At 72.7% G+C, this 19,919-nt stretch carries 18 protein-coding genes; 8 read left to right on the forward strand and 10 right to left on the reverse strand.

The annotated features are described in order from the left end of the window. Positions 1-123: 123 nt before the first annotated feature. Complete coding sequence (locus AB0J02_RS39695; protein WP_363198766.1) at positions 124-597, forward strand: MarR family winged helix-turn-helix transcriptional regulator; 474 nt, start codon at positions 124-126, stop codon at positions 595-597. Between the two features lie 127 nt (positions 598-724). After that, a complete protein-coding gene (locus AB0J02_RS39700) occupies positions 725-2,311 on the forward strand; it encodes a DHA2 family efflux MFS transporter permease subunit (protein WP_363198767.1) in 1,587 nt (528 codons plus the stop codon). Between the two features lie 490 nt (positions 2,312-2,801). Here AB0J02_RS39700 and AB0J02_RS39705 read toward each other — a convergent pair whose 3' ends face one another. The 7 genes from AB0J02_RS39705 to AB0J02_RS39735 form a co-directional block, all read right to left on the reverse strand. After that, a complete protein-coding gene (locus AB0J02_RS39705; protein WP_363198768.1) occupies positions 2,802-3,221 on the reverse strand; it encodes a glutaredoxin domain-containing protein in 420 nt (139 codons plus the stop codon). Positions 3,222-3,383: 162 nt separating this feature from the next. After that, positions 3,384-4,718 (reverse strand): aromatic acid/H+ symport family MFS transporter, encoded by a 1,335-nt coding sequence (locus tag AB0J02_RS39710; RefSeq protein ID WP_363198769.1) that lies wholly within the window; start codon positions 4,716-4,718, stop codon positions 3,384-3,386. 213 nt (positions 4,719-4,931) lie between these two features. Beyond that, positions 4,932-5,900 carry a catechol 2,3-dioxygenase gene (locus tag AB0J02_RS39715; RefSeq protein ID WP_363198770.1) on the reverse strand — a complete coding sequence of 323 codons (969 nt, stop codon included), beginning with the start codon at positions 5,898-5,900 and terminating at the stop codon, positions 4,932-4,934. Next, on the reverse strand, positions 5,897-7,021 hold the full coding sequence (locus AB0J02_RS39720; RefSeq protein ID WP_363198771.1) for a 4-oxalomesaconate tautomerase: 1,125 nt from the start codon (positions 7,019-7,021) through the stop codon (positions 5,897-5,899). The genes AB0J02_RS39715 and AB0J02_RS39720 overlap by 4 nt, the downstream gene beginning before the upstream one ends. Next, a complete protein-coding gene (locus AB0J02_RS39725) occupies positions 7,018-7,734 on the reverse strand; it encodes a 4-carboxy-4-hydroxy-2-oxoadipate aldolase/oxaloacetate decarboxylase (protein ID WP_363198772.1) in 717 nt (238 codons plus the stop codon). Before AB0J02_RS39725 ends, AB0J02_RS39720 begins: the two co-directional genes overlap by 4 nt. Further along, complete coding sequence (locus tag AB0J02_RS39730) at positions 7,734-8,486, reverse strand: PIG-L deacetylase family protein (protein ID WP_363198773.1); 753 nt, start codon at positions 8,484-8,486, stop codon at positions 7,734-7,736. Before AB0J02_RS39730 ends, AB0J02_RS39725 begins: the two co-directional genes overlap by 1 nt. Positions 8,487-8,529: 43 nt before the next feature. Further along, positions 8,530-9,183 (reverse strand): GntR family transcriptional regulator, encoded by a 654-nt coding sequence (locus AB0J02_RS39735; RefSeq protein WP_363198774.1) that lies wholly within the window; start codon positions 9,181-9,183, stop codon positions 8,530-8,532. Positions 9,184-9,529: 346 nt separating this feature from the next. On the opposite strand from AB0J02_RS39735, the gene AB0J02_RS39740 reads away from it, so the two are divergent. After that, entirely contained in the window at positions 9,530-10,837 is a 1,308-nt protein-coding gene (locus AB0J02_RS39740) for a phytase (RefSeq protein WP_363198775.1), read from the forward strand. On the opposite strand, the gene AB0J02_RS39745 is transcribed toward AB0J02_RS39740, so the two are convergent. Further along, a complete protein-coding gene (locus AB0J02_RS39745) occupies positions 10,815-11,273 on the reverse strand; it encodes a MarR family transcriptional regulator (protein WP_363198776.1) in 459 nt (152 codons plus the stop codon). The genes AB0J02_RS39740 and AB0J02_RS39745 overlap by 23 nt on opposite strands. A gap of 118 nt (positions 11,274-11,391) precedes the next feature. Here AB0J02_RS39745 and AB0J02_RS39750 point away from each other — a divergent pair, with 118 nt between their 5' ends. From AB0J02_RS39750 to AB0J02_RS39760, 3 genes are all read left to right on the forward strand, one after another. After that, positions 11,392-11,949 carry a quercetin 2,3-dioxygenase gene (locus AB0J02_RS39750; RefSeq protein WP_363198777.1) on the forward strand — a complete coding sequence of 186 codons (558 nt, stop codon included), beginning with the start codon at positions 11,392-11,394 and terminating at the stop codon, positions 11,947-11,949. Beyond that, positions 11,946-12,824 carry an alpha/beta hydrolase gene (locus AB0J02_RS39755; protein ID WP_363198778.1) on the forward strand — a complete coding sequence of 293 codons (879 nt, stop codon included), beginning with the start codon at positions 11,946-11,948 and terminating at the stop codon, positions 12,822-12,824. The genes AB0J02_RS39750 and AB0J02_RS39755 overlap by 4 nt, the downstream gene beginning before the upstream one ends. A 99-nt stretch (positions 12,825-12,923) precedes the next feature. Next, complete coding sequence (locus AB0J02_RS39760) at positions 12,924-14,087, forward strand: alpha-hydroxy-acid oxidizing protein (RefSeq protein ID WP_363198779.1); 1,164 nt, start codon at positions 12,924-12,926, stop codon at positions 14,085-14,087. 604 nt (positions 14,088-14,691) lie between these two features. Here AB0J02_RS39760 and AB0J02_RS39765 read toward each other — a convergent pair. Further along, positions 14,692-15,516 (reverse strand): N-formylglutamate amidohydrolase, encoded by an 825-nt coding sequence (locus AB0J02_RS39765; RefSeq protein ID WP_363198780.1) that lies wholly within the window; start codon positions 15,514-15,516, stop codon positions 14,692-14,694. On the opposite strand from AB0J02_RS39765, the gene AB0J02_RS39770 reads away from it, so the two are divergent. Next, entirely contained in the window at positions 15,515-16,039 is a 525-nt protein-coding gene (locus AB0J02_RS39770; protein ID WP_363198781.1) for an ABC transporter permease subunit, read from the forward strand. The two genes, AB0J02_RS39765 and AB0J02_RS39770, sit on opposite strands and share 2 nt — an antisense overlap. Here the strand turns inward: AB0J02_RS39770 and AB0J02_RS39775 are convergent. Further along, positions 16,036-19,218, reverse strand: coding sequence for an amidohydrolase family protein (locus AB0J02_RS39775; RefSeq protein WP_363198782.1), 3,183 nt, complete (start codon positions 19,216-19,218; stop codon positions 16,036-16,038). The genes AB0J02_RS39770 and AB0J02_RS39775 overlap by 4 nt on opposite strands. A 249-nt stretch (positions 19,219-19,467) precedes the next feature. On the opposite strand from AB0J02_RS39775, the gene AB0J02_RS39780 reads away from it, so the two are divergent. After that, the gene (locus tag AB0J02_RS39780; RefSeq protein ID WP_363198783.1) at positions 19,468-19,815 is read left to right on the forward strand and encodes a tetratricopeptide repeat protein; all 348 of its coding nucleotides are present in this window, start codon (positions 19,468-19,470) and stop codon (positions 19,813-19,815) included. Positions 19,816-19,919 lie beyond the last annotated feature (104 nt).

The following is a 19,919-nucleotide window of genomic DNA, read 5'->3' on the forward strand; positions in this document are numbered from 1 at the left end:
GGCGCAGGTGGGAGGCGCCGGTGGGAGGCGCCGGTGGGAGGCGCCGGTGGGAGGCGCCGGTGGGAGGCGCCGGCCGGACAGCTCTTTTGACATACCTATGCCGTCATACCTAATCTCACCGTCATGCCCGCCTCTCGTGCCGCCCGCAAGGACATCGACCGCGTCGCCTCCGCGCTCGCGGCGTCCCTGCCGACGCTGCACCGGACCCTCGACCGCCGGATCCTCGGGGACTTCCCGCACGACCGGCTGCCCGAGGCGCAGATCGCCCTGCTCCGTCTGGTGGCGGACCGGGACGGCATCACCGTGCGCGAGGCGGCGCACGAGCTGCTGATGCAGCCGAACAATGTCAGCGCGCTCGTCTCGCAGCTCACCCGCTCCGGTCTCCTGGAGCGCCGCTGCGACACCGCGGACCGGCGCGTGGCCCATCTGCACACCACCGCCGTGGCCCGTGAGCGCATCGCCGAGGCCGAAGGGATCGCCCGGCGCCATCTCGCCGAGGCGCTGCGGCATCTAACCGGCGGCGAGCTGGACGCGCTCGGCTCCGCCCTGGGCGCGCTGAACTCGCTCGACACCCAGCTGCGGCCGACCGCGGGCTGACGCCCCGCAGCTCCGCCGCGCCTCCGCCCTGCCCCCGCCCGCCGGGAGCAGGGCGCTTCCGTGCCCCCGTCGGCACGCGCCCTCCCCTCATCCGCTCGTCGGACCTCGTACCAGACAAGGCAGTCGTATGCCCTCCTCTTCTGTTGCCCCCTCCCCTGCCCAGGTGCAGGCCCCACCGGGCCCGGCGCCCACGGGGCGGCGAGCCAACCCCTGGCTGACGCTGATCGCCGTTGCCTTCGGCCTGTTCATGGTCGGGCTCGACGGGTCGGTCGTCGCGCTCGCCAACCCGGAGATCGGCCGCTCCCTCAACGCCTCCACCGCCGACCTGCAGTGGGTGACGAACTCCTACCTGCTCGCCCTCGCCGCCGCCCTGATCCTCGGCGGCAAGCTCGGCGACCGGTTCGGCCGGCGCACCTTCTACCTGATCGGCGTCACCGGATTCACGCTGGCCTCGGTCGCCATCGGCCTGGCCGGTTCCATCGAACTCGTCATCGCCTTCCGCGCCGCGCAGGGCTTCTTCGGCGCGCTGCTGATGCCGAACACACTCGGACTGCTGCGCGCGGTGTTCCCGCCGCGGAAGTTCGGCATGGCGGTCGGCATCTGGGCCATGGTGTCCTCGGTGTCGACCGCGCTCGGCCCGATCGTCGGCGGCCTGCTCGTCGAGCACGTCAACTGGGAGTCCGTCTTCTACATCAACGCGCCCGTCGGCATCGTCGCCCTGATCGTCAGCGTCCTCGTCCTGCCGCAGAGCAGGAACGCGGCGGCGGCCGGCCAGAAGTTCGACGTGCTCGGCGTCGTACTGCTCGCACTCGGCATGCTGGTCGTGGTGTTCGGCGTGGTCAAGGGCGAGACGTGGGGCTGGAGTTCGGCCGGCACGCTGGGCGCGATCGTCGCGGGCCTCGTGCTGCTCGTCCTGTTCTGCCTGTACGAGTCGCGGATCGCGCATCCGCTGCTGCCGATGCGGCTGTTCCGCAGCTCGGCGCTGAGCGTCGGCACCTTCGTCACCGCGCTGAACTTCTTCGTGCTGCTCGGCGGGATCTTCTTCGTGATGCTGTACCTGCAGAACGTGCGCGGGTTCTCGCCGGTCGAGGCAGGTGTCCGCACGCTGCCGCTGAGCCTCGCGTCCGTCGTCGCGTCACCGCTCGGCGCGGCGCTCACCGACCGCTTCGGACCGCGTCTGACGATGCCGCTGGGCATGGTGCTGCAGGGCGCCGCCTCGTTCCTGATGCTCGACTGGGGAGCCGAGTCCGGGTACGCGGCGATGTGGCCGCCCTTCATCCTGCTCGGCCTGGGCGTCGGCATGGTGATGTCCGCGTCGTCCGCGGCGATCGTGGGCAACGCGCCGGTCGAGGACGGCGGAGTGGCCGGCGGGCTGCAGGCCACCGCCTTGCAGGTGGGCGGCGCGCTCGGCACGTCCGTACTGATGTCGCTGATCAGCGCCCGGGTCGGCGCGACCCTCGGCTCCGAGCTCACCTCGGCCGGCGTCCCGGACCAGGTGACCGACCGGCTCGCCGAAGCGAAGGACGCCGTGGCGATGGGCGCGGCACCGGTGTCCGACGCGATGCCCGCCCAGCTCAGGGCGGCAGTGGCCGAGGGCAGCCACGCGGCATTCATGAACGGCGTGCACATCGCCGTACTCGTGACCGGAGTGCTGTGCGCACTCGGCGCGGTCGTCTCGGCGGGGGTGCTGCGGGGACAGAGCGCGCGACACTGAACGAGGGGGCCAGCAGCCCTGTCGCAGAACGTTGATTGGGCCCGGTCCGAAGCGCGGCCCGGGCCCGACTCACACGCCTCCACAGGTGAGGCCAACTGCCCGCGCACCCACGCGGGATCGGACTTCACGCGCGACCGGCCCGCGACGAAGTGACCGGTGTGCCGTGCGCGGTCGCCTCGGCGGGTGTTCTGCCGGGACAGAGCGCGCAGGTCAACAGCCTCTCTTACCGTCTGATTTAGCCCGGTCCGAAGCGCGGCCCGGGCCCGACTCGCACGCCTCCACAGGTGAGGCCAACTGCCCGCGCACCCACGCGGGATCGGACTTCACGCGCGACCGGCCCGCGACGAAGTGACCGGTGTGCCGTGCGCGGCCGCCTCGGCGGGCGCGCTGCCGGGATGGAGCGCACGGTACTGAGCGCGGAGGTCAAGAGCCCTGCCTTATGGGCCGGTTGAACCCGGTCCGAAGCGCGGCCCGGGCCCGACTCGCACGCCTACGCGGGTGAGGACAACTGCTCGCGCACCCACGCGGGATCGGGGTTCACGTATGGCCGGCCCGCGACGAAGACCGTCGGCACCGTCTCGTCGCCGTCGTTGACCGCCCGCACCGCTGCCGCTCCGGCCGGGTCGCGCCAGATGTTCACCCAGTGCAACTGGCGTGCGCCGCGGCCGAGTCGGAGGCGCAGCCGCAGACAGTACGTGCAGCCCGGCCGGCCGTCGACCGCGCTGCGGCGCTGCGCTTCGGACGCGCCGACCGACCTCGGGAGGATCAGGGGCGAGTTCACGGCTGCGAGCAGCACGAACACCAGCAGGAGGACTACGGCCTCGGCGGGCCTCCCGCCAAGGGTCAGCGCCGTCGCGACGGCCGAGCCACAGAGCACGAGCAACATCGGCAGTATCCAGGCGCGCGTCATGGTGCCGCAGGATATCGACTCGACGGGCACACAGGCGCGGCACACGTGGGTCGCCAAGGCTACGGGCCGCGTGAAGTAGCCCAACTGCCGTATGCGTCAACAGTGTTGTGGCCCGGAACCCCGTGCGGGTCCGGGCCACGGCACTGCTGTCGGCCGACGGTGTCAGTGCGCGGCCGGGAGCGGCAGGTCCGTCGTCTGCCGCGGCGCCTGCTGCGCCTTGCGCAGGGAAGCGATACCGATGAAGACCATCGAGAAGAGACCGGTCAGGGCGAACGCCGTGAAGCCCCAGTCGCCGTTGCCGGAGGCGAGGAGCTGGCCGCCGAGCCAGGGTCCGAAGACGGCGCCGAAGCGGCCCATGCCGGAGGTCCAGCCGACCGCGGTGGCACGGTTCTCGGGGGCGGAGCGGATCGACACCGTCGCGTAGATCATGGTCTGCGCGCTGTTGAGGAAGACGCCCGCGAGGAAGACCACCACGAAGGTGAGCGCGAGCGCCATGTGGATGCTCAGCAGGTAGACGCTGACCGCCGTGAGCAGGAACCAGACCGCGGAGATGCGCGGCGCGCCGAAGCGGTCGGCGGCGCGGCCCGCGAGCAGCATGCCGATGATGCCGCCGAGGTTGAAGACGACGACGAACTGCAGCGAGGAGCCGAGGTCGTAGCCCTCGGCGCGCATCAGGGTGGGCAGCCAGGTCGCGACACCGTAGACGAGGAGGAGGCCGCCGAAGGAGGCCAGCCAGTACAGCAGGGTCTGGATCCATTGGTTCGCGCGGAACAGGTCGGTCAGCGCGTCCCAGCGGCCGGCGCCGTCCGGGCGCGGCGCCTTCACGGCGGGCAGTTCCACGTCGTACGTGGTGGAGAGCCGCCGGGCCTCTTCGGTGCGGCCCCTGGCGACGAGGAAGCTCAGGGACTCGGGCATGACCTTGGCGATCACCGGCACGAACAGCAGCGGGATGACGCAGAACCAGAACGCGGCGCGCCAGCCGAGGGGTTCGACCACCCACGTGGCCACGTACGCGGAGAGGATGCCGCCTGCGTGGTGGGCGGTCATCAGGCCGCCGACGATGAGCGCGCCGCGACCGCGGGGGGCGTAGTCCGAGACCATCGTGATCGCGGTGGGCAGCAGTCCGCCGAGGCCGAGGCCGGCGAGGGTGCGGCCGAGGCCGAACGTCGCGACGTTCGGGGCGAGCGCGCAGAGGGCCGAGGCCAGCGAGAAGAGGGTGACGCAGCCGACCATCATCCTCTTGCGGCCGATGCGGTCGCAGACCGTGCCCGCGGTGAGGGCGCCTATCAGCATGCCGAAGGTGGCGTAGCTGCCGAGGTCACCGGCCTGGTCCGGGTCGAGGCCGAGCGCCTTCGTCTCGAGCATGTGCGGCAGCACGGAGCCGTAGATGAACATGTCGAGGCCGTCGAAGAGGACGGCGAGCCAGCACAGGGCGAAGACCAGTCTGGCCATTCGCGCGCCGCGGCGCGCGGTCGGCGGGGTGACAGAGGAGGACATCGTTGTTTCCTCTCGTCCGGGGAGGAGGGCCCCTGGAGCGGTGGATGGGGACGGCCTTGCGGCGGCCGGAGCGGGGGGTGTGAGCGGCACGCTAAGAAGTCGCGCACCCTGTCGTCAACACTTTTGTTGACAATCTCAGAAACAATTCGGCCCCGGGCGACGTGTGACAGTCCCCCGGGGTCTCGCTCAGGCCTCGACCTCAGGCCTCAGGCCTCAGGCCTCGACGGGAGGCGGCTGCACAGGCGGGGTGCCGTGGGTGTGGAACGACTGGATGGTCTTGAGGCCCCAGGCCTGTCCCTTGGCGCGTTCGGCCTCGGTCCAGGTGATGAGCGGCCAGTCGGGCGCGAGGACGAGGCGGGTGAGCGGGTTGCACAACTCGATGCGGTTGCCGCCGGGTTCGTAGACGTAGAGGAAGAACGTCTGCTGGATGGCGTGCTTGTGCGGGCCCGTCTCGATGAAGACGCCGGAGTCGATGGCGAGGTCGGCGGCGCGCAGGATGTCCTCGCGGGTGTCGGTGGCGAAGGCGATGTGGTGCAGGCGGCCCTCGCTGCCGGTCCAGTCCTCGGTGTAGACGACGTCGTACGACTTGTTCGTGAAGGTCAGCCAGCGGGCTGCGACCCGGCCGGTGTCGAGCCGGATCTGTTCCGTGGGACGGGCGCCGAGCACGTTCTGCTGGAACTCGGCGTTGGCGAGGACGTCGGCCGCGAGGAAGTTGATGTGGTCGAGGCGGCGGACGCCGACGCCCCGGTTGGGCTTGGCCTGCGGCTGGTTCTTCAGGGCCGGCCTGAGTCCGTCGGGGGCCTGGTAGTGCTCGCTCTCCCAGTACAGGGCGTGCTCGTGGCCGTCCGGGTCGGTGGTGACGTACAGCTTGCCGAGGCCGGGTTCGTCCTCGACCCACGTGCCGGTGCCGCCCGCTTCCTCGACCGCCTTCACCCGGCGTTGGAGGGCCTCTTCGCTGGAGGTGCGCAGGGCGAGCCGGCCGAGGCCGGGCTGCTCGCGGGCGGTGAGGACGAGACTGTGGTGCTCGTAGTCGTCGAAGGTCCGCAGGTAGACGGTGTCGCCGTCCTGGCCGTTGACGGTGAGGCCCAGGAAGTCGGTGAAGAAGGCGACGCTGGCGTCCAGGTCCGGGGTGAACAGCTGGGCGTGGCCGACGTGGGCGATGTCGCCGAGGGGCGGAGTCATCGGGGACCTCCTGAAGGGGGCTCGGATGCGGAGGGTGCGGGCAGGGGCGGGACGGCGGGCCGGGGGAAGACGGTGCCGTCGAAGATCTTTCGGGCGGTACGGACCACGGCGGTGCGGCGGGCGCGGGGCAGCCCGTCGGGGCCGGTGGTGAGGCTGCTCTCGATGTCGGTGAAGCCGGTGGGGTGCTCGACGCGGAGCCGGTCGCCGTCGGCGGGTGGGGCCGCGAGGGGCGCGCCGACGCTGCCCTCGATCCGGAGCCCCGCCGCCACGCTCGCGGCGCCCAGGACGCCGATCGAGGTGTGGCAGCGTACGGGGATGAAGGTGCGGGTGGTGACCGCGCCGCCGTGCCGGGGCGGGGCGAGGAGGCTCACCTTGGGCACGGTCGTCGTCGAGACATCACCGAGGCCCATCAACTCACCGGCTGCCAGCCGGAGTTCCTGGACCCGTGCCGTCAGCTCCGCGTCCTCCTCCAGCTCCTTCGGACCCTCGTATCCGGTGACCTTCAGGGACTCCGCGGGGACGAGGACGGTCGGCATCCCGTTGTCCACGCAGGTCACCTCGATGCCCGCGACGGTGTCACGGATGTGGCCGGTGGGCAGCAGCGGGCCGCTGCCGGGCGGGAATTCGATGACGACCGCGGCGGCGGCGCCGGGGACGCCGGAGATCTCCGCGTCACCGGTGTAGTCGACGCGCCCGCCCGGGGTCGGGAACGTCGCCGTGGCGAGGTCCCCGGTGTTGACCATGTGGATGCGGACGGCGGTCTCCTCCCCGCCGGGTGCGACCAGGCCGCGTTCGACGGCGAACGGGCCGACCCCGGCGAGGAGGTTGCCGCAGTTCTGACGGTCCGACACCTCGGGCTCGTCGACGCCGACTTGGAGGAACAGGTAGTCGACGTCGGCCGCGGGGTCCGTCGAGGGCGTGACGACCGCGACCTTGCTCGTGAGGGGGTGCGCGCCGCCCAGGCCGTCGATCTGGCGCGGATCGGGGCTGCCCATGATGCGCAGCAACAGGTCGTCGCGGGCGGCCGGTTCGGCGGGCAGGTCCCCGGCGAGGAAGTAGGCGCCCTTGGAGGTGCCGCCGCGCATGAGCATGCAGCGCACCTCTTCCGCGGGACCGGTCATGAGCCGGCCGCCTCAGAAGAACCCGTGTGCTCCTCGTAGGTGCGGTACTCGACACCGAGCCGCTCGAGCGTGGGCCGCAACCCGTAGCGGTCCAGGCCGAGTTGGCCCTCCAGGAAGGCGGCGCGGGTGGCGGCCTCCTTGTCCTCGCGGGCCTGGGACTTCTGTGCGGCCTCGCGGGCCGTCTCGCGGGATACGACCACGACACCGTCGTCGTCGGCGACGATCACGTCGCCGGGGCGGATGACCTCGCCGCCGATCACGACGGGGACGTTGACGCTGCCGCCGGTCGCCTTCACGGTGCCCTGCGCGGACACCGCGGCCGACCAGGCGGGGAAACCCATCTCCCGCAGTTCGGCGGTGTCGCGGATACCGGCGTTCGTGACGACTCCGCGCACACCGCGCTGCTTGAGCGCGGTGGCGAACAGTTCGCCGAACATGCCGTCCGTGGACGGGGAGGTGGTGGTGACGACGAGGATGTCGCCCTCGCCGCACTGCTCGACCGCCGCGTGGATCATGAGGTTGTCGCCGGGCCAGGACAGGACCGTGACCGCGGTGCCCGCGACGCGGGTGTCCCGCTGATTGGCGCGCAGGTGGTGGCCGAGCAGTCCGGTGCGGCCCATCGCCTCGTGCACGGTGGCGACGCCGTAGCCGGCCAGCGCATCGACGTCCTTGGTCTCGGCCTTGGGCGGGTTGGTGACGATGACGCCGGGCATCAGGCGAGCTCCTTCGCGATCTGCGGGTACGGGCGCATGTACGCCTCGGCCATGGTGGTGTGGGCGAGGCCCAGGTTCGGTCCCGCGTTGCGCTTGAGCTGGACGCCGCGGCGCACGGCGAGATCGGTGTAGTAGTCCCACAGGTGCCGCTGTGCGGCCAGGCACTCCATGGCCCTGCGCTTGGTGGCCCAGACCTCGGTGATGTCGAGCAGCACCTCGGGCCTGAACCCGCTCATCTCCGGCTGGTGCGGCTCGAAGTAGAAGACGGGCGGGGCGCCGATGATCTCGCCCTCGCCGGGATAGCCGATGGCCTGCGCGAGGACGCGGGCCTCCAGGGCCATCCGGTTGGCGGCCGGGTGGTCGCCGTTGTACGGGTCCTCGACCGGATGCGTGAGGACGACGTCGGGCTGGGTCTCGCGGTAGACGGTGACGAGCCGGTCGGTCAGCTCGGCCGTGACGACGAGGGGGTAGTCGCCGGCGTCGAAGAAGCGGACCTCGGCGCCGAGTTCGGCGGCCGCGCGCTCGGCCTCGTCGCGGCGTATCGCCTTGATCTCGTCGAGCTTCCTGCCCTCGCGCCAGGCCTTCGCGGACTCGCCGCGCTCGCCGAACGTGAGGCACGCGATGGTGACCTTCTCGCCCCGGGATGCGGCCAGCGCGATGGCACCGCCCGCCCGCCACACGAAGTCCCCCGCGTGGGCGGTGACGACCAGTGTCGATCGTGGCGGGGCGGCGGGCGCGTTGCCGTTGGTCATGCTGCTTCTCCTTGGCTACAGGGGTGCGCCCGCCCGGGCGGCGTCAGCCGGCGCGCAGGGCGTCGATCACGCTGCTGAGGTGGGCGCGGACGGCCCGTTCGGCCGCCTGTGGATCCCTGGCGCGGATCGCCTCGATCACTGCCAGGTGCTCACTCAGGGACTGCTGCGGACGCCCCGGGCGCAACGCCAGCTGGAAGCGGTGCCGCACCAGTTGGGCGTTGAGCCGCTCCAGGAGACCGACGGCCGTCTGCTGGCCGGAGATGTCCCGGATACGGGCGTGCAGTTCGTGGTTGAGCTCGGAGTAGGAGAGCGGATCGCCGTCGGCGACCGCCTTGGACATGGCCTTGCCCAGGTCGGTCAGCTCGTCGAGCTGCACGTCCGTGGCGTCCACCGCCGCCCGGGCCGCGCAGAGCCCTTCGAGCACCATCCGGCACTCCGTGATCTCCACGGCCTCCTCGACCGTGACCACGCGCACTCGCGATCCGCGGTTGCGGATCCGCTCGACCAGCCCCTCGGCGGCGAGGTCGAGCAGCGCTGCCCGGATGCTCGCGCGGGTGACGTCGTACTGCTCGGCGAGTTCGTTCTCCACCAGCCGCTGGGCCGGTGACATCTCGCCGCGCAGGATCGCCTGCCGCAACCGCTCCAGCGCGTACTGCTTGGCCTGCTCTCCGGAGCCTGGACGGGCTTCCTTCGGCATCTGCCCTCCCTGAGTGAGTGCCTGTCGACGCTAAATCTAGGCCAACAAGATTGTCAACGATTTTGTTTGCATAAGCTGCGCGGGTATTTCACCCACGGTGGGTGGATTCGGTGGATCGGGGCGATGCGGAGGTCCCTGCGGCGCCGACGTCCGGCCGCGGGCGCCCTGGGCGCCGCTCCTGCCACCCGACGGCCCCCGGACCGAGAATTCGGCCGCCCGCGACTCCGCCCCCTGCACCTCAGTTCCGGCAACTACCGCCCGAACACCGCGAATTCACCCGCCATACCGGCCCGCGCCACATTCCGCCCCCTCCGTCCTCACGCCAAGATCACACGATGCTGTCGTCATGTTCCCGACATTGAGGAGCCCCTTCGTGGTCATCGCCCGGACGCCCCTGGCGGTCATCGCCACCGCCGTCGCCGCACTCGCCGTGACAGCCCCGGCCCCCGTACAGGCCGCCGCCCCGCTGCCCGCCGTGACACCGCGCGCCGAGACGGTCGCCCTGCATGACGACGCGGCGGGCGGCGACGCCGACGCGGACGACCCCGCGATCTGGCGCAACGGCGCGGACCCGGACCGCAGCCTCGTCATCGCCACCGCCAAGCAGGGCGGCCTGCGCGTGTACGACCTGGACGCGCACGAGGTCCAGTCGGTGCCGGCGCCCGCCGCGCCGGGCCCGGACGACGCGCCCGGCCGGTTCAACAACGTCGACCTGGTGCACAGCGCGCGCCTGTCGGACCTCGCCGTCACCACGGACCGCGGCAGCGACCGGCTGCGCGTCTACCGCATCGACCGCGACCACCCCGGCGGCCCGCTCACGGACGTCACCGACCCGAAGGCGCCCACGGTCTTCTCGTCGTCCCAGGAAGAGGTCAACGCACAGCGCACCGCCTACGGCCTGGCCACCTGGACCGACCGGACAACGGGCCGCTCGTTCGCGCTCGTCAGCCGGCGTGAGCGCACCCGGCTCGCCCTGCTGGAGCTGACCGCCCAGCCGAACGGCACCGTCGGCTACCGCCCGCTGCGCACCCTCGACCTGCCCTCCACCTTCCGCCTGCCGAACGGGACTTCATGGTCGCCGTGCGCCGAACCCGGTGAACTCCCGCAGGTCGAGGGGATGGTGGTGGACCCGGAGAACGGCACGCTGTACGCGGGGCAGGAGGACGTCGGCATCTGGCGGCTGCGCGCCGACCTCACCGGCAAGCCGAAGCTGGTCGACACGGTGCGCGAGTACGGGGTCCCCGGCACCTACGACGAGGCGACCGAAGAGTGCGCCGCGGGCACCGACCCCGGTTTCGGCGGCACACACCTCACCGCCGACGTCGAGGGGCTGACCCTGGTCACGGAGAAGGACGGCGACGGACTGCTGCTCGCCTCCAGCCAGGGCGACAACACCTTCGCGGCGTACGACCGCGAGGCGTCCGACGGCAACGAGTACGAGGGCGGATTCCGGGTCGCCCCCGCCTCGGCGGCCCTCGACGGCTCCGAGGAGTGCGACGGCGCGGCCGCGCTGAACGCGCCGCTGGGCCGGCGCTACCCGCACGGCCTCCTGGTCGTCCAGGACGGGCACGACGCGCCCGGCGACCCCGAGCGCGCCTCCACGAACTTCAAGTTCGTGGACCTGGGCAAGGTCACGGACGCGGTCGACGACTGACCCGAGCAGCCGGCGGCTCGCCCCACGGCTCCTCCAGGGCGGACCGCAGCGCCGCGACCGCCGCCGCGCCGATCCGGTCGGCGAGCCGCTCCTCCAGCCGGTCGAGGGCGCGGCGCGCCTGCTCATGGGCGTGCAGCCCCTCGGCGGTGCGGCGGATCAGCCGCTGCCGCGCCGACGAGGGGTCCGGCACCTGCTCAAGGAGTCCGCCGGCGACCAGGGAGTGCACGGCCTGGTGCACGGTCTGCCGCGTGACGCCCATCCGCCGGGCAAGCTCCGCCACGGTGGTGCCGTCCTCGTCGAGCGCGGCGAACAGCTGCACCTGCGGTGGTGTCACCGCGGGAACGCCCTCGCCCTCCAGCGCCGCGAGCATTCCTTCCTCGAACCAGCGCCTGGCCTCGCCCAGCAGCTGCGGCAGATCTCGTCGGGTCCCGGTCATCGTTTTCCTCGCGCTCTCGCACGGTCTCGGTCAGGACACTTGCCCGCCACCCGCGTCACATGTCAGGCTACCTGACACAAGTCGTCAGGCAGCCTGACAGAGCGAAGGTGAGCACGCCATGACCATCGAGTTCGCGACACGCTACCGGGGCGCGTCCCGCATCCCGCCCGAGCCGGGCAAGCCGTATTTCATCGAGAAGGGCGAGGGCGACCGGGCCCATCTGTTCGGCGATCTGATCACCGTCTACGCGGGCGGCGAGCAGACCGAGAACACCTTCAACTTCTTCACCTGCGAGGGCCCCAAGGGCGACATCATCCCGGCGCACATGCACGCCGACACGTACGAGGTCTTCTACGTGACGCAGGGCGCGGTCCGCCTGTTCGTCGAGGACACCGAGGGCGAGCAGACCGAACGCCTGCTCACGCCGGGCGACTTCGGCTTCGTACCGAAGAACTGCCCGCACGCCTACCGCATGGAGCGCCACCACACGCAGGTCGTCGGCGTCGCGGCCGGTCCCGGCGGCACCTTCGAGCGGTTCTTCGAGAACCTGGGCACCCCGGCCGAGGAGCACGGGCTGCCGCACCGGCCGTTCGTCCCCGAGCCGCACAAGTTCGGCACCGTGCCGCAGGAGTACGACGTCCGCTTCCTCCCCGACCACCAGTGGCGGACCGCGTGACACCGGGTGAGCTGCTTGCCCTGATCGCCGCCCCGCACCCGGACGTCGCGCCACTGCCGCCGGCCGCCGGTCGCGCGGCCGGGGTCCGCGTGCTGCGAGGCGTCCCCTACGGTGTCGTGGAAGGCGGCCGGCCGCTGGAGCTCGACCTGTGGCTGCCCGGCCCGGAGGCCCAACTGCCCGCACCCCTGGTGCTGTTCGCGCACGGCGGGGCGTGGCGGCGGGGGCGCCGCGACGACATGGGCGTGCACACCCGGCCCTGGGAGCCAGGCCCGTTCGAGCGGCTCGCCGCGGCCGGTTCCGCCGTGGCCTGCGTCGATTACCGGCTCAGCGGGGAAGCGACCTTCCCGGCTCCGCTGGACGACCTGCGCGCCGCACTGCGCTGGCTGGGCCTACGCGCGGACGAGCTGGGCATCGACCCCCTGCGCACCGTGGCGTGGGGTGAGTCCGCGGGCGGCCACCTGGCCTCGCTCCTCGCCCTCACGCACACGGAGCCGCCGCTCGCGGGGGCCGTCATCTGGTACGGGCCCGCGGATCTGGAGACCGCGCGGCCGCCGTTCGACCCGGCCAGTACGGCCACGCCGGAAGCCCTGCTGCTCGGTGCCGCGCCCGCGACCGTCCCCGGGCTCGCCGCCGACGCGAGTCCGGTGCGACAGGCGCACGCGGACGCACCGCCTTTCCTGATCGTGCACGGCGAGGACGACGTGATGGTCCCGTGCGGGCACGGCGAGGATCTTGCGGCCGCGCTGCGGGCGGCCGGCGCGCCGGTCGAACTGCGGACCGTTCCCGGGGCGAATCACGGCTGGATCGGCCTCGGCGAGGAAGGAGTGGAGGAGATCTTCACGGCTTCGCTGGAGTTCGCCCGCAAGGTGGGCTGATCTCTTTGCCGGGCGCGGAAGTGCTGGCAGATTGGGGTACGCCGGACCGGTTCCCGGATCCGGCGTCTCCCCTTCAGGACTTCGATGACGAGGTGTGCGATGAGCCCGCAGTTCGGCGACTACCAGTACGAGATCTACCTCGACGGACTGCGCGGTGTCGTCCCCACCCTCCCGATGGAGTTCGGCGCCCTGGAGGAGCGGGCGCGGGCGGCGCTGCCCGCGTCCGTGTGGTCGTACGTGGCGGGCGGCGCGGGCGACGAGCACACCCAGCGCGCCAATGTGCGGGCGTTCGAGCGGTACGGGCTGATGCCGCGCATGATGGTCGGCGCGGCCCGACGGGACCTGTCCGTGGACCTGTTCGGGCTGCGGCTGCCCTCGCCCCTGTTCATGGCGCCGGTCGGGGTGATCGGACTGTGTGCCCAGGACGGGCACGGGGATCTGGCGACGGCCCGGGCGGCGGCGCGCACGGGTGTGCCGATGGTCGCCTCGACACTGTCGGTGGACCCGATGGAGGACGTGGCCGCCGAGTTCGGGGACACCCCGGGCTTCTTCCAGCTGTACACGCCGACCGACCGGGAGCTCGCCGAGAGCCTCGTCAGGCGCGCCGAGGCCGCGGGGTACAAGGGCATCGTCGTCACCCTGGACACCTGGGTGACCGGCTGGCGCCCGCGCGACCTGTCGACCTCCAACTTCCCGCAGCTGCGCGGCCATTGCCTGGCCAACTACACCTCGGACCCACGGTTCCGCGCCCTCGTCCCGAGCACCGACCCGATGGACACCGTCTCCACCTGGGTCGGCCTCTTCGGCAACCCCCTCACCTGGGACGACCTGCCCTGGCTGCGCTCGCTCACCGACCTGCCGCTGATCCTCAAGGGCATCTGCCACCCCGAGGACGTGCGCCGGGCCAGGGACGGCGGCGTCGACGGCATCTACTGCTCCAACCACGGCGGCCGCCAGGCCAACGGCGGGCTCCCCGCGCTCGACGCGCTGCCCGGTGTCGTCGAAGCCGCCGACGGCATGCCGGTCCTCTTCGACTCCGGGATCCGCTCGGGCACCGACGTCGTCAAGGCGCTGTCCCTGGGTGCGACGGCCGTGGGCGTCGGGCGTCCGTACGCGTACGGCCTCGCGGTCGGCGGCGAGGACGGCCTGGCGCACGTCCTGCGCACGCTGCTCGCCGAGGCCGATCTGACCATGGCGGTGGACGGCTATCCGACCCTCGCGGACCTGACCCCCGAGGCGCTCGTCACCGTCCCGCGCGCCTGAGCGGCCTCACCCCGCGGGGATCCTGCGGGGAGCCGAGCAGCCATGGGCCTTCGCGGAGCGGGCGGCGAAGGCGGTGAGGAGTGTGCGTTCCGCCGCCAGGGCCGCCGCCGCGGAAGGGGGCTTTCGCACGGAGCCGCTCACATCGACCGCGCCGGCGTGCACGGTGAACAGGGCCCGCCCCTCCGTGCGTTCGGCCCTGGTCCAGCCGACCCGGCTGTCAGCCGTGCGCTGTCGGGCCGGTCGGTCGCGGGTCGGTCCTTCGCCGTGGCCGCGCTCCTCGTGGTAGCGCAGTTCACCGACGAGCGGCTCTCCTGCCCCGGTTCGAGCTCGGTGCCGTACTGGTCGCGCCCGGCCACGGCATCCGGTACCCGGTCCGCGAGGTCCGGGTAGCGCAGCGGGCCACCGCACGCCCGCTTCAACTGGGCTCGGTTCGCCGCGAGATGGCCGTCTTCGGACCCGCCCGTACGCTGCGCGACGACTGTGGCCGCCACCGCGACGAGCACCGACGCCAGACCGGCGAAGGCCACCCTCCGCCCTCTCGGTGACAGCCTCTCCCTCATGAACCGCACGACCCCTCCCCCGTGACCCACGGCAGCGGAACCTGTCAGCCGCCCCGGCGCGCCGCGTCGATCAGGTCCGCGAGACAGGCGGCCGCCCTGGCCAGTCCGTCGTGCGGGGTGACGGGTTCGTCGAGGTAGATGTCGCGGCGCAGCTCCAGCATCAGGGCGCTGACGCGGGCGTCCTCGCCATAGTGCCGCAGCGGCACGTACGTCCCGGCGAACGGGGTGTCGAGGCCGATCCCGCCGAGCGGCGCGAAGGCCGCGCGGGCCGCCGCCAGGAGCGAAGCGGGGGTGTGGAAGGGGTCGGTGCCCAGGCAGACGGCCGGGCGGGGGTCCGTGCCGTGCAGCTCGTAGGGCAGGGCGCGGCTCGGGTACGAGTGGACGTCGATGATCACGGCCCGGCCGGTCGCCGCGAGGCGGTCGTCGACGGCCCGGGTCATCGCCTCCGCGTACGGGTGGAAGTAGGTGGCGAGGAGGTCGGTCTCGTCGGCGGGCGGTTCGGGGCGCAGGGGCGCGCGGTGTGTGGTGCGCGTGTAGACGGCTCCCATGCCGACCGCGCGCATCTCCTCCCGCTCGTCGGGGAACCGCTCGGGGTCGACGACCAGCCGGGACCGCTCGTTGACGAAGCGCCATGGCGTCACGGGCGCGGAGCGGGCGGCGTGTTCCGCGATGTCCTGGGTGCGGGCGTCGGTGATGAGGTCCAGTTCCCGCTCCAGGGCGGCGGCGTCGAGCAGGAGGCCGGCGCGGACGTCCGCGGGGACGGCGCGGGAGCCGTGCGGCACGTGGAGGATGACCGGCGAGGCCGGGTCGCCCGGCATGAGGCGGTACGCGGGCCCGTCGCCCTGTACGCGGGTGTCCGTGGTGTCCATGTCCGTACTCTCCCCCGGCCGTCCCCCACGTGTCCCACACCGCGCGCTGCCGTCCCTGGCCCTCATCGCGATCTTCCTCGGACTGCTCGGGATCGGCTTCGTCAACGTCATGACCGCCCTGGTCGTGATGGCGGTGCCGCCGGTGCTCACCCACGCGTATCTGTCGGTGGAGCAGGTCGACGCCGATCTCGTACGGGCCGCACGCGGCATGGGTCCGACCGAGTGGCAGATCCTGCGGCGGGTCGAACTGCCGCTCGCGCTCCCGGTGTTGTTCACCGGGATCAGGATCGCCGCCGTGTACGTCATCTCCAGCGCGACCCTGGCGGCGGTCGCCGGGGGCGGCGGACTCGGCGACATCATCCTGAACCAGGTGTCGTACGGCCTGTCGGGCGTGATCGCGGCCGCACTGTGGGTGGCGGTCCTGGCGCTGGCAGCCGACGGCCTGTCCGGGGCCGTCGGCAACCGGCTCGCCCCGCGCGGCACGCGCCTGCAGAACGCGCGCCTCCAGAAGCCGGGCTTCTAGAAGCCCGGGTCGCAGCAGCCCTCGCGGCGCATGTGGCGCCCGACCTCCAGCCAGTCGTCCTGCGCCCCGGCCGCGCGGTCCTTGGTGGCCACCGGCTCGAACGCGTCCACCAGGTCGGTCTGTTGGAAGGAGATGCCGCCACGCAGCACGGACGTCGTACGGACCAGGTCGTCGAAGTCGGCGAACGGGTCGCCGTCGACCACCGTGAGGTCGGCGAACTTGCCCTCCTCCACGGTGCCCAGATCCGCGTCCGCGCCGAAGACCCGCGCGGGCAGCACGGTCGCGGTGCGCAGCGCCTGGGCCGGGGTGAGGCCCCCGCGGTGCAGGGCGCGCAGGGCGAGGTGGAGGTGCAGGCCGACCGGGACCAGAGGCTGGTCCGTACCCAGGGCGATCAGGCCGCCGGCGGCGAGGATGCGCCGGTAGATTCCGGTCTCCCTTTCGAGGGTGGCGAGTTGTGTGTCGGAGGGCGGCGTCTTGGCCAGCTGGTCGACGAGGGCCGTGTCCCACGGCGGCATCAGCACGGTGACGCGGGGGTCGTCGGCGAGCTCGGGGGCCGCGCCGAGCAGGGGCGCGGCGGTGAAGGGCGTCGCGATGAGGTGGAAGCCGGCCCGGGTGTAGATCTCCTCGACGTCCTGGCCCGAGCGGCCGCCGGCGGTCGTGGCGTGCCCGAACTCCAGTCGCTGAGTGGCCTGCAGATGGGTCGTCAGATCCTGTCCCAGCTGGACGCCGGGCGTGCACAGGTGGCTGCCGCTGCGCACGCCGAGCCGTTCGTGGGCGAAGCGCGCCGCCTCCTTCATCACCCAACCCGGGGCTCTGACATAGGTCTTGACGAAGTCCCAGTCGAGGGCGGCCGCCCGGTCCAGGGAGCGGCGCAGACCGGCGCGGGTGCGGTGGGCTCGGCCCATGCTGTACGCGACGCGGGAGCCGTCCAGGAGTTCGCCGGTGGCGAGCAGGCGTGGTCCGGCGAGCGCCCCGGCGTTCACGGCCTCCCGGATGCGCGCCTGTTCGTAGGCGAAGCCGCCCAGGGAGACCGCGGTCGTGATGCCGTACGCGAGTTGCAGCGCGGTCTGCCGGCCGCCGTAGGTGGACTGCCAGGGGTGGGTGTGGGAGTCCCAGAGGCCCGGCAGGACCGTCCGGTCGGAGGCGTCGACGCGGCGGACGGCGGGCCGGTGGGTCGCGCGGTGCGGTGCGACGGCGGTGATCCGGCCGCGTTCGACGGTGATGTCGACGTCGTCACGGACCGTGTCGCCGGTGCCGTCCCAGAGGCGCCCCGCGTGCACCACGGTGTCGGCAGGCCGGGGGCGGCGCTGGTCGAGGGGGATGCGTACGGTGCGGGCGCTGCCGGTGGCGACGTTCAGGAGCCGCAGTTTCCCGGCCGAGAGGTAGAGAAGACGGCGGCCGTCGGCGGCCCAGCTCGGGTGGTCCGCGGCCTCCTCGGTGACCTGACGGGGCGGGCCGTCGGGGGTGCCGTCGGGGCGGACCGGGAGCAGCCACAGCGCGGACTCGACGATGACGGCCATGGTGCGGCCGTCGGGGGACCAGGCGGGCCCGGAGTCGTACCGGTCGGCGAGCGAGGCATGCGGGGCGACGGCATGCGAGGTCGCCTGCCCGGTGGTGGTGTCGACGACGCGGATCAGGTTGTAGCCCTCGCGGAAGCGCTGGTTGAGGCGGCCACGGTCGCACAGGGCGACATAACGGCCGTCGGGCGACCAGCAGGGCCGGCCGGGCAGACCACCGCTGCCCAGCGGCTTGGCGAGGACCTGCTCCGTTCCTGCCGCGAGGTCGCGGACGACGAGGTTGCCGGACATGTCGAGGCACGCGAGCCGGGCGCCGTCGGGGGCGAGCGCGGGGAAGACCCGGCCGCCCTCGGCGAGGACGGTCTCCTTGCCGGTGGCCAGGTCGTGGCGGCGCACGGAGAACAGGCCCGCGCGGTCGTCGGCGTAGACGAGCCCCTTGCCGTCGGGGGTCCACGTCGGGGCGAGGACGTAGCGCGTCGCCGGGGCCCGGACGATTCTGCGCGGGGCATGACCGCCCGAACTGGCTCCGATCCAAAGTGAGTTGAGAGCGGCGAAGGCGATCGAGCGTCCGTCGGGGGAAAGGGCGGGCAGGTGCGGGGAGCGCACCGGGTGCACTCCCCCGGCCGCGAAGTCGTAGCGCTTGACGCGGTACCGGGGCCGGTCGACGGGGTGCCGTGCGGTGAACGCGATGCGCTCCGCGTCCTCGGGTGCGTCGGGACGCACGACGCGGAACGTGCCGTCGACCGTGAGGAGCAGGGCGTCGTCGCCGGTCCAGCGGGGCGGCGCGGGGGCGAGGTCGCCGGACACCTCGACGGGCTTGCCGTCGACCACGAGGGTGCAGCTCGCTGCGGGCGCGGGGGTGGTCCGCAGGTGGGCGAGGCGGCCGCGCGGCGAGACCGCCGGGGTCATGACCTGGGCTCCGGAGTCGTCGGTGCGCTCGGTGGCGACGGGTCCTGTGCCGTCGGCGCCGACCGAGGCGACCGTCGACGCCTGCAGCGTTCCGGCCGCCGTGACGACGCCGCGGACGAACAGCACGCGCGTCCCGTCGGGCGACCAGGTGGGGTCGAAGTCCTCCCAGGACCCGGCCTGTCCGGGGCCCGGCTGTCCCGGCAGACCGGTCAGTCGTACGAGTTTCCCGACGCGTACGTCGATCACCCAGATGCGGTACGGACTGCCGGTGACGGGGTCGCCGCCGCGCTCGGAGGCGAACGCGACGCGGGTGCCGTCCGGGGACCAGGCGGGGCCGCGGTCGTCCCACGGCCCGTCCGTCAGCTGTCGCGGTGTGTCCCCGTCGGCGTCCAGAAGCCAGAGGTGGAAGCCGCCCCCCTGGTAGGCGCTGACGACGAGGCGGCCGCCGTCGGGGCTGAACTGCGGTCTGGTGGGCTCCAGTTCGGGCGTGGTGAGCGGGGTCGCGCGGCCGCCCTCGCGCGGGATCGACCAGAGCATGTTCTGGATCTCGGCGACGACGCGGCCGCCGGCCGGATCGAGAGTGGCGGCTCCGTTCGTGGCCGCGGTGAACGACAGCGCGACGGGGCGGGCGTCGGCCGCCGCGGCGCCCGGATCGAGGCCGGCGCCCGCGGCGAGGGCGCCGGCCGTGACCGTGGTGGTCTGCAGGAAGCGACGACGGGAAAGGGCGGGACCGGAGAGACGGGTGGTGTCCATGGGGCTCCCAAGGCGCAGAGGGTGTGCGGGACCGGAGGGTGCGCGAGTCGGACAGGAGACCCACAGCAACATACGGGGCGACCGCACGGAAAGGCCCCGGCCCGCGCGAGGACGGCCGGATCACTGCGCCTTCCGTGTCCGCCGGCCGACGGGGGGCGCGCGGCAGGTCCGCCCCCCGGCGAGCTGTGCGGGAGGGCCCGGGGAATATGCCGGGTGCCGCCTCCGTTGAGGGGCGCAAAGGAGGCAACCGTGGAGCAGAAGTACTACACGCAGGGGACGGCCGCGGAGCGCTGGGAGCGGGCGCGGATGTTCTTCGACGCGAAGGAGTTCACGACCGCCGCAGGGATCCTTGACGGCCTCGTCGAGGAGGTCCCGGAGCAGGTCGGCCCGCGTCTGCTGCTCGCCCGCTCCTACTACCACTCGGCCCAACTGCGGCGCGCCGAGGCCCAGTTGCGCGTCATCGTCGAGCGCGACCCGGTCGAGCAGTACGCCCGGCTGATGCTCGGGCGGACGCTGGAGCGCCAGGGCCGGGACGCCGAGGCGACCCCGCACCTGCGAATGGCGGCGGCCCTCGCCGGGGAGTTCCCGGAGGAGTGAGCCACGGCAGGGCGGGGGTGCGGCCGGGGTGTGACATGCCCGGCCGCACCGCTGTGAGCTGGGGCTCGGTTAGCCTGGTCGGACGATGAACCGCACTGATCAGC

Source organism: Streptomyces sp. NPDC050264 (assembly GCF_040655895.1).
Lineage (GTDB): Bacteria > Actinomycetota > Actinomycetes > Streptomycetales > Streptomycetaceae > Streptomyces.

Bases quoted from the DNA above. Each gene is read 5' to 3' on its own strand.
- AB0J02_RS39700 (WP_363198767.1), top strand. From the start codon at position 725: ATGCCCTCCTCTTCTGTTGCCCCCTCCCCTGCCCAGGTGCAGGCCCCA.
- AB0J02_RS39775 (WP_363198782.1), bottom strand. From the start codon at position 19,218: ATGGACACCACCCGTCTCTCCGGTCCCGCCCTTTCCCGTCGTCGCTTC.
- AB0J02_RS39720 (WP_363198771.1), bottom strand. From the start codon at position 7,021: ATGACCGGTCCCGCGGAAGAGGTGCGCTGCATGCTCATGCGCGGCGGC.
- AB0J02_RS39745 (WP_363198776.1), bottom strand. From the start codon at position 11,273: ATGACCGGGACCCGACGAGATCTGCCGCAGCTGCTGGGCGAGGCCAGG.
- AB0J02_RS39710 (WP_363198769.1), bottom strand. From the start codon at position 4,718: ATGTCCTCCTCTGTCACCCCGCCGACCGCGCGCCGCGGCGCGCGAATG.
- AB0J02_RS39735 (WP_363198774.1), bottom strand. From the start codon at position 9,183: ATGCCGAAGGAAGCCCGTCCAGGCTCCGGAGAGCAGGCCAAGCAGTAC.
- AB0J02_RS39740 (WP_363198775.1), top strand. From the start codon at position 9,530: ATGTTCCCGACATTGAGGAGCCCCTTCGTGGTCATCGCCCGGACGCCC.
- AB0J02_RS39725 (WP_363198772.1), bottom strand. From the start codon at position 7,734: ATGCCCGGCGTCATCGTCACCAACCCGCCCAAGGCCGAGACCAAGGAC.
- AB0J02_RS39715 (WP_363198770.1), bottom strand. From the start codon at position 5,900: ATGACTCCGCCCCTCGGCGACATCGCCCACGTCGGCCACGCCCAGCTG.
- AB0J02_RS39765 (WP_363198780.1), bottom strand. From the start codon at position 15,516: ATGGACACCACGGACACCCGCGTACAGGGCGACGGGCCCGCGTACCGC.
- AB0J02_RS39750 (WP_363198777.1), top strand. From the start codon at position 11,392: ATGACCATCGAGTTCGCGACACGCTACCGGGGCGCGTCCCGCATCCCG.
- AB0J02_RS39705 (WP_363198768.1), bottom strand. From the start codon at position 3,221: ATGACGCGCGCCTGGATACTGCCGATGTTGCTCGTGCTCTGTGGCTCG.
- AB0J02_RS39730 (WP_363198773.1), bottom strand. From the start codon at position 8,486: ATGACCAACGGCAACGCGCCCGCCGCCCCGCCACGATCGACACTGGTC.
- AB0J02_RS39770 (WP_363198781.1), top strand. From the start codon at position 15,515: ATGTCCGTACTCTCCCCCGGCCGTCCCCCACGTGTCCCACACCGCGCG.
- AB0J02_RS39760 (WP_363198779.1), top strand. From the start codon at position 12,924: ATGAGCCCGCAGTTCGGCGACTACCAGTACGAGATCTACCTCGACGGA.
- AB0J02_RS39695 (WP_363198766.1), top strand. From the start codon at position 124: ATGCCCGCCTCTCGTGCCGCCCGCAAGGACATCGACCGCGTCGCCTCC.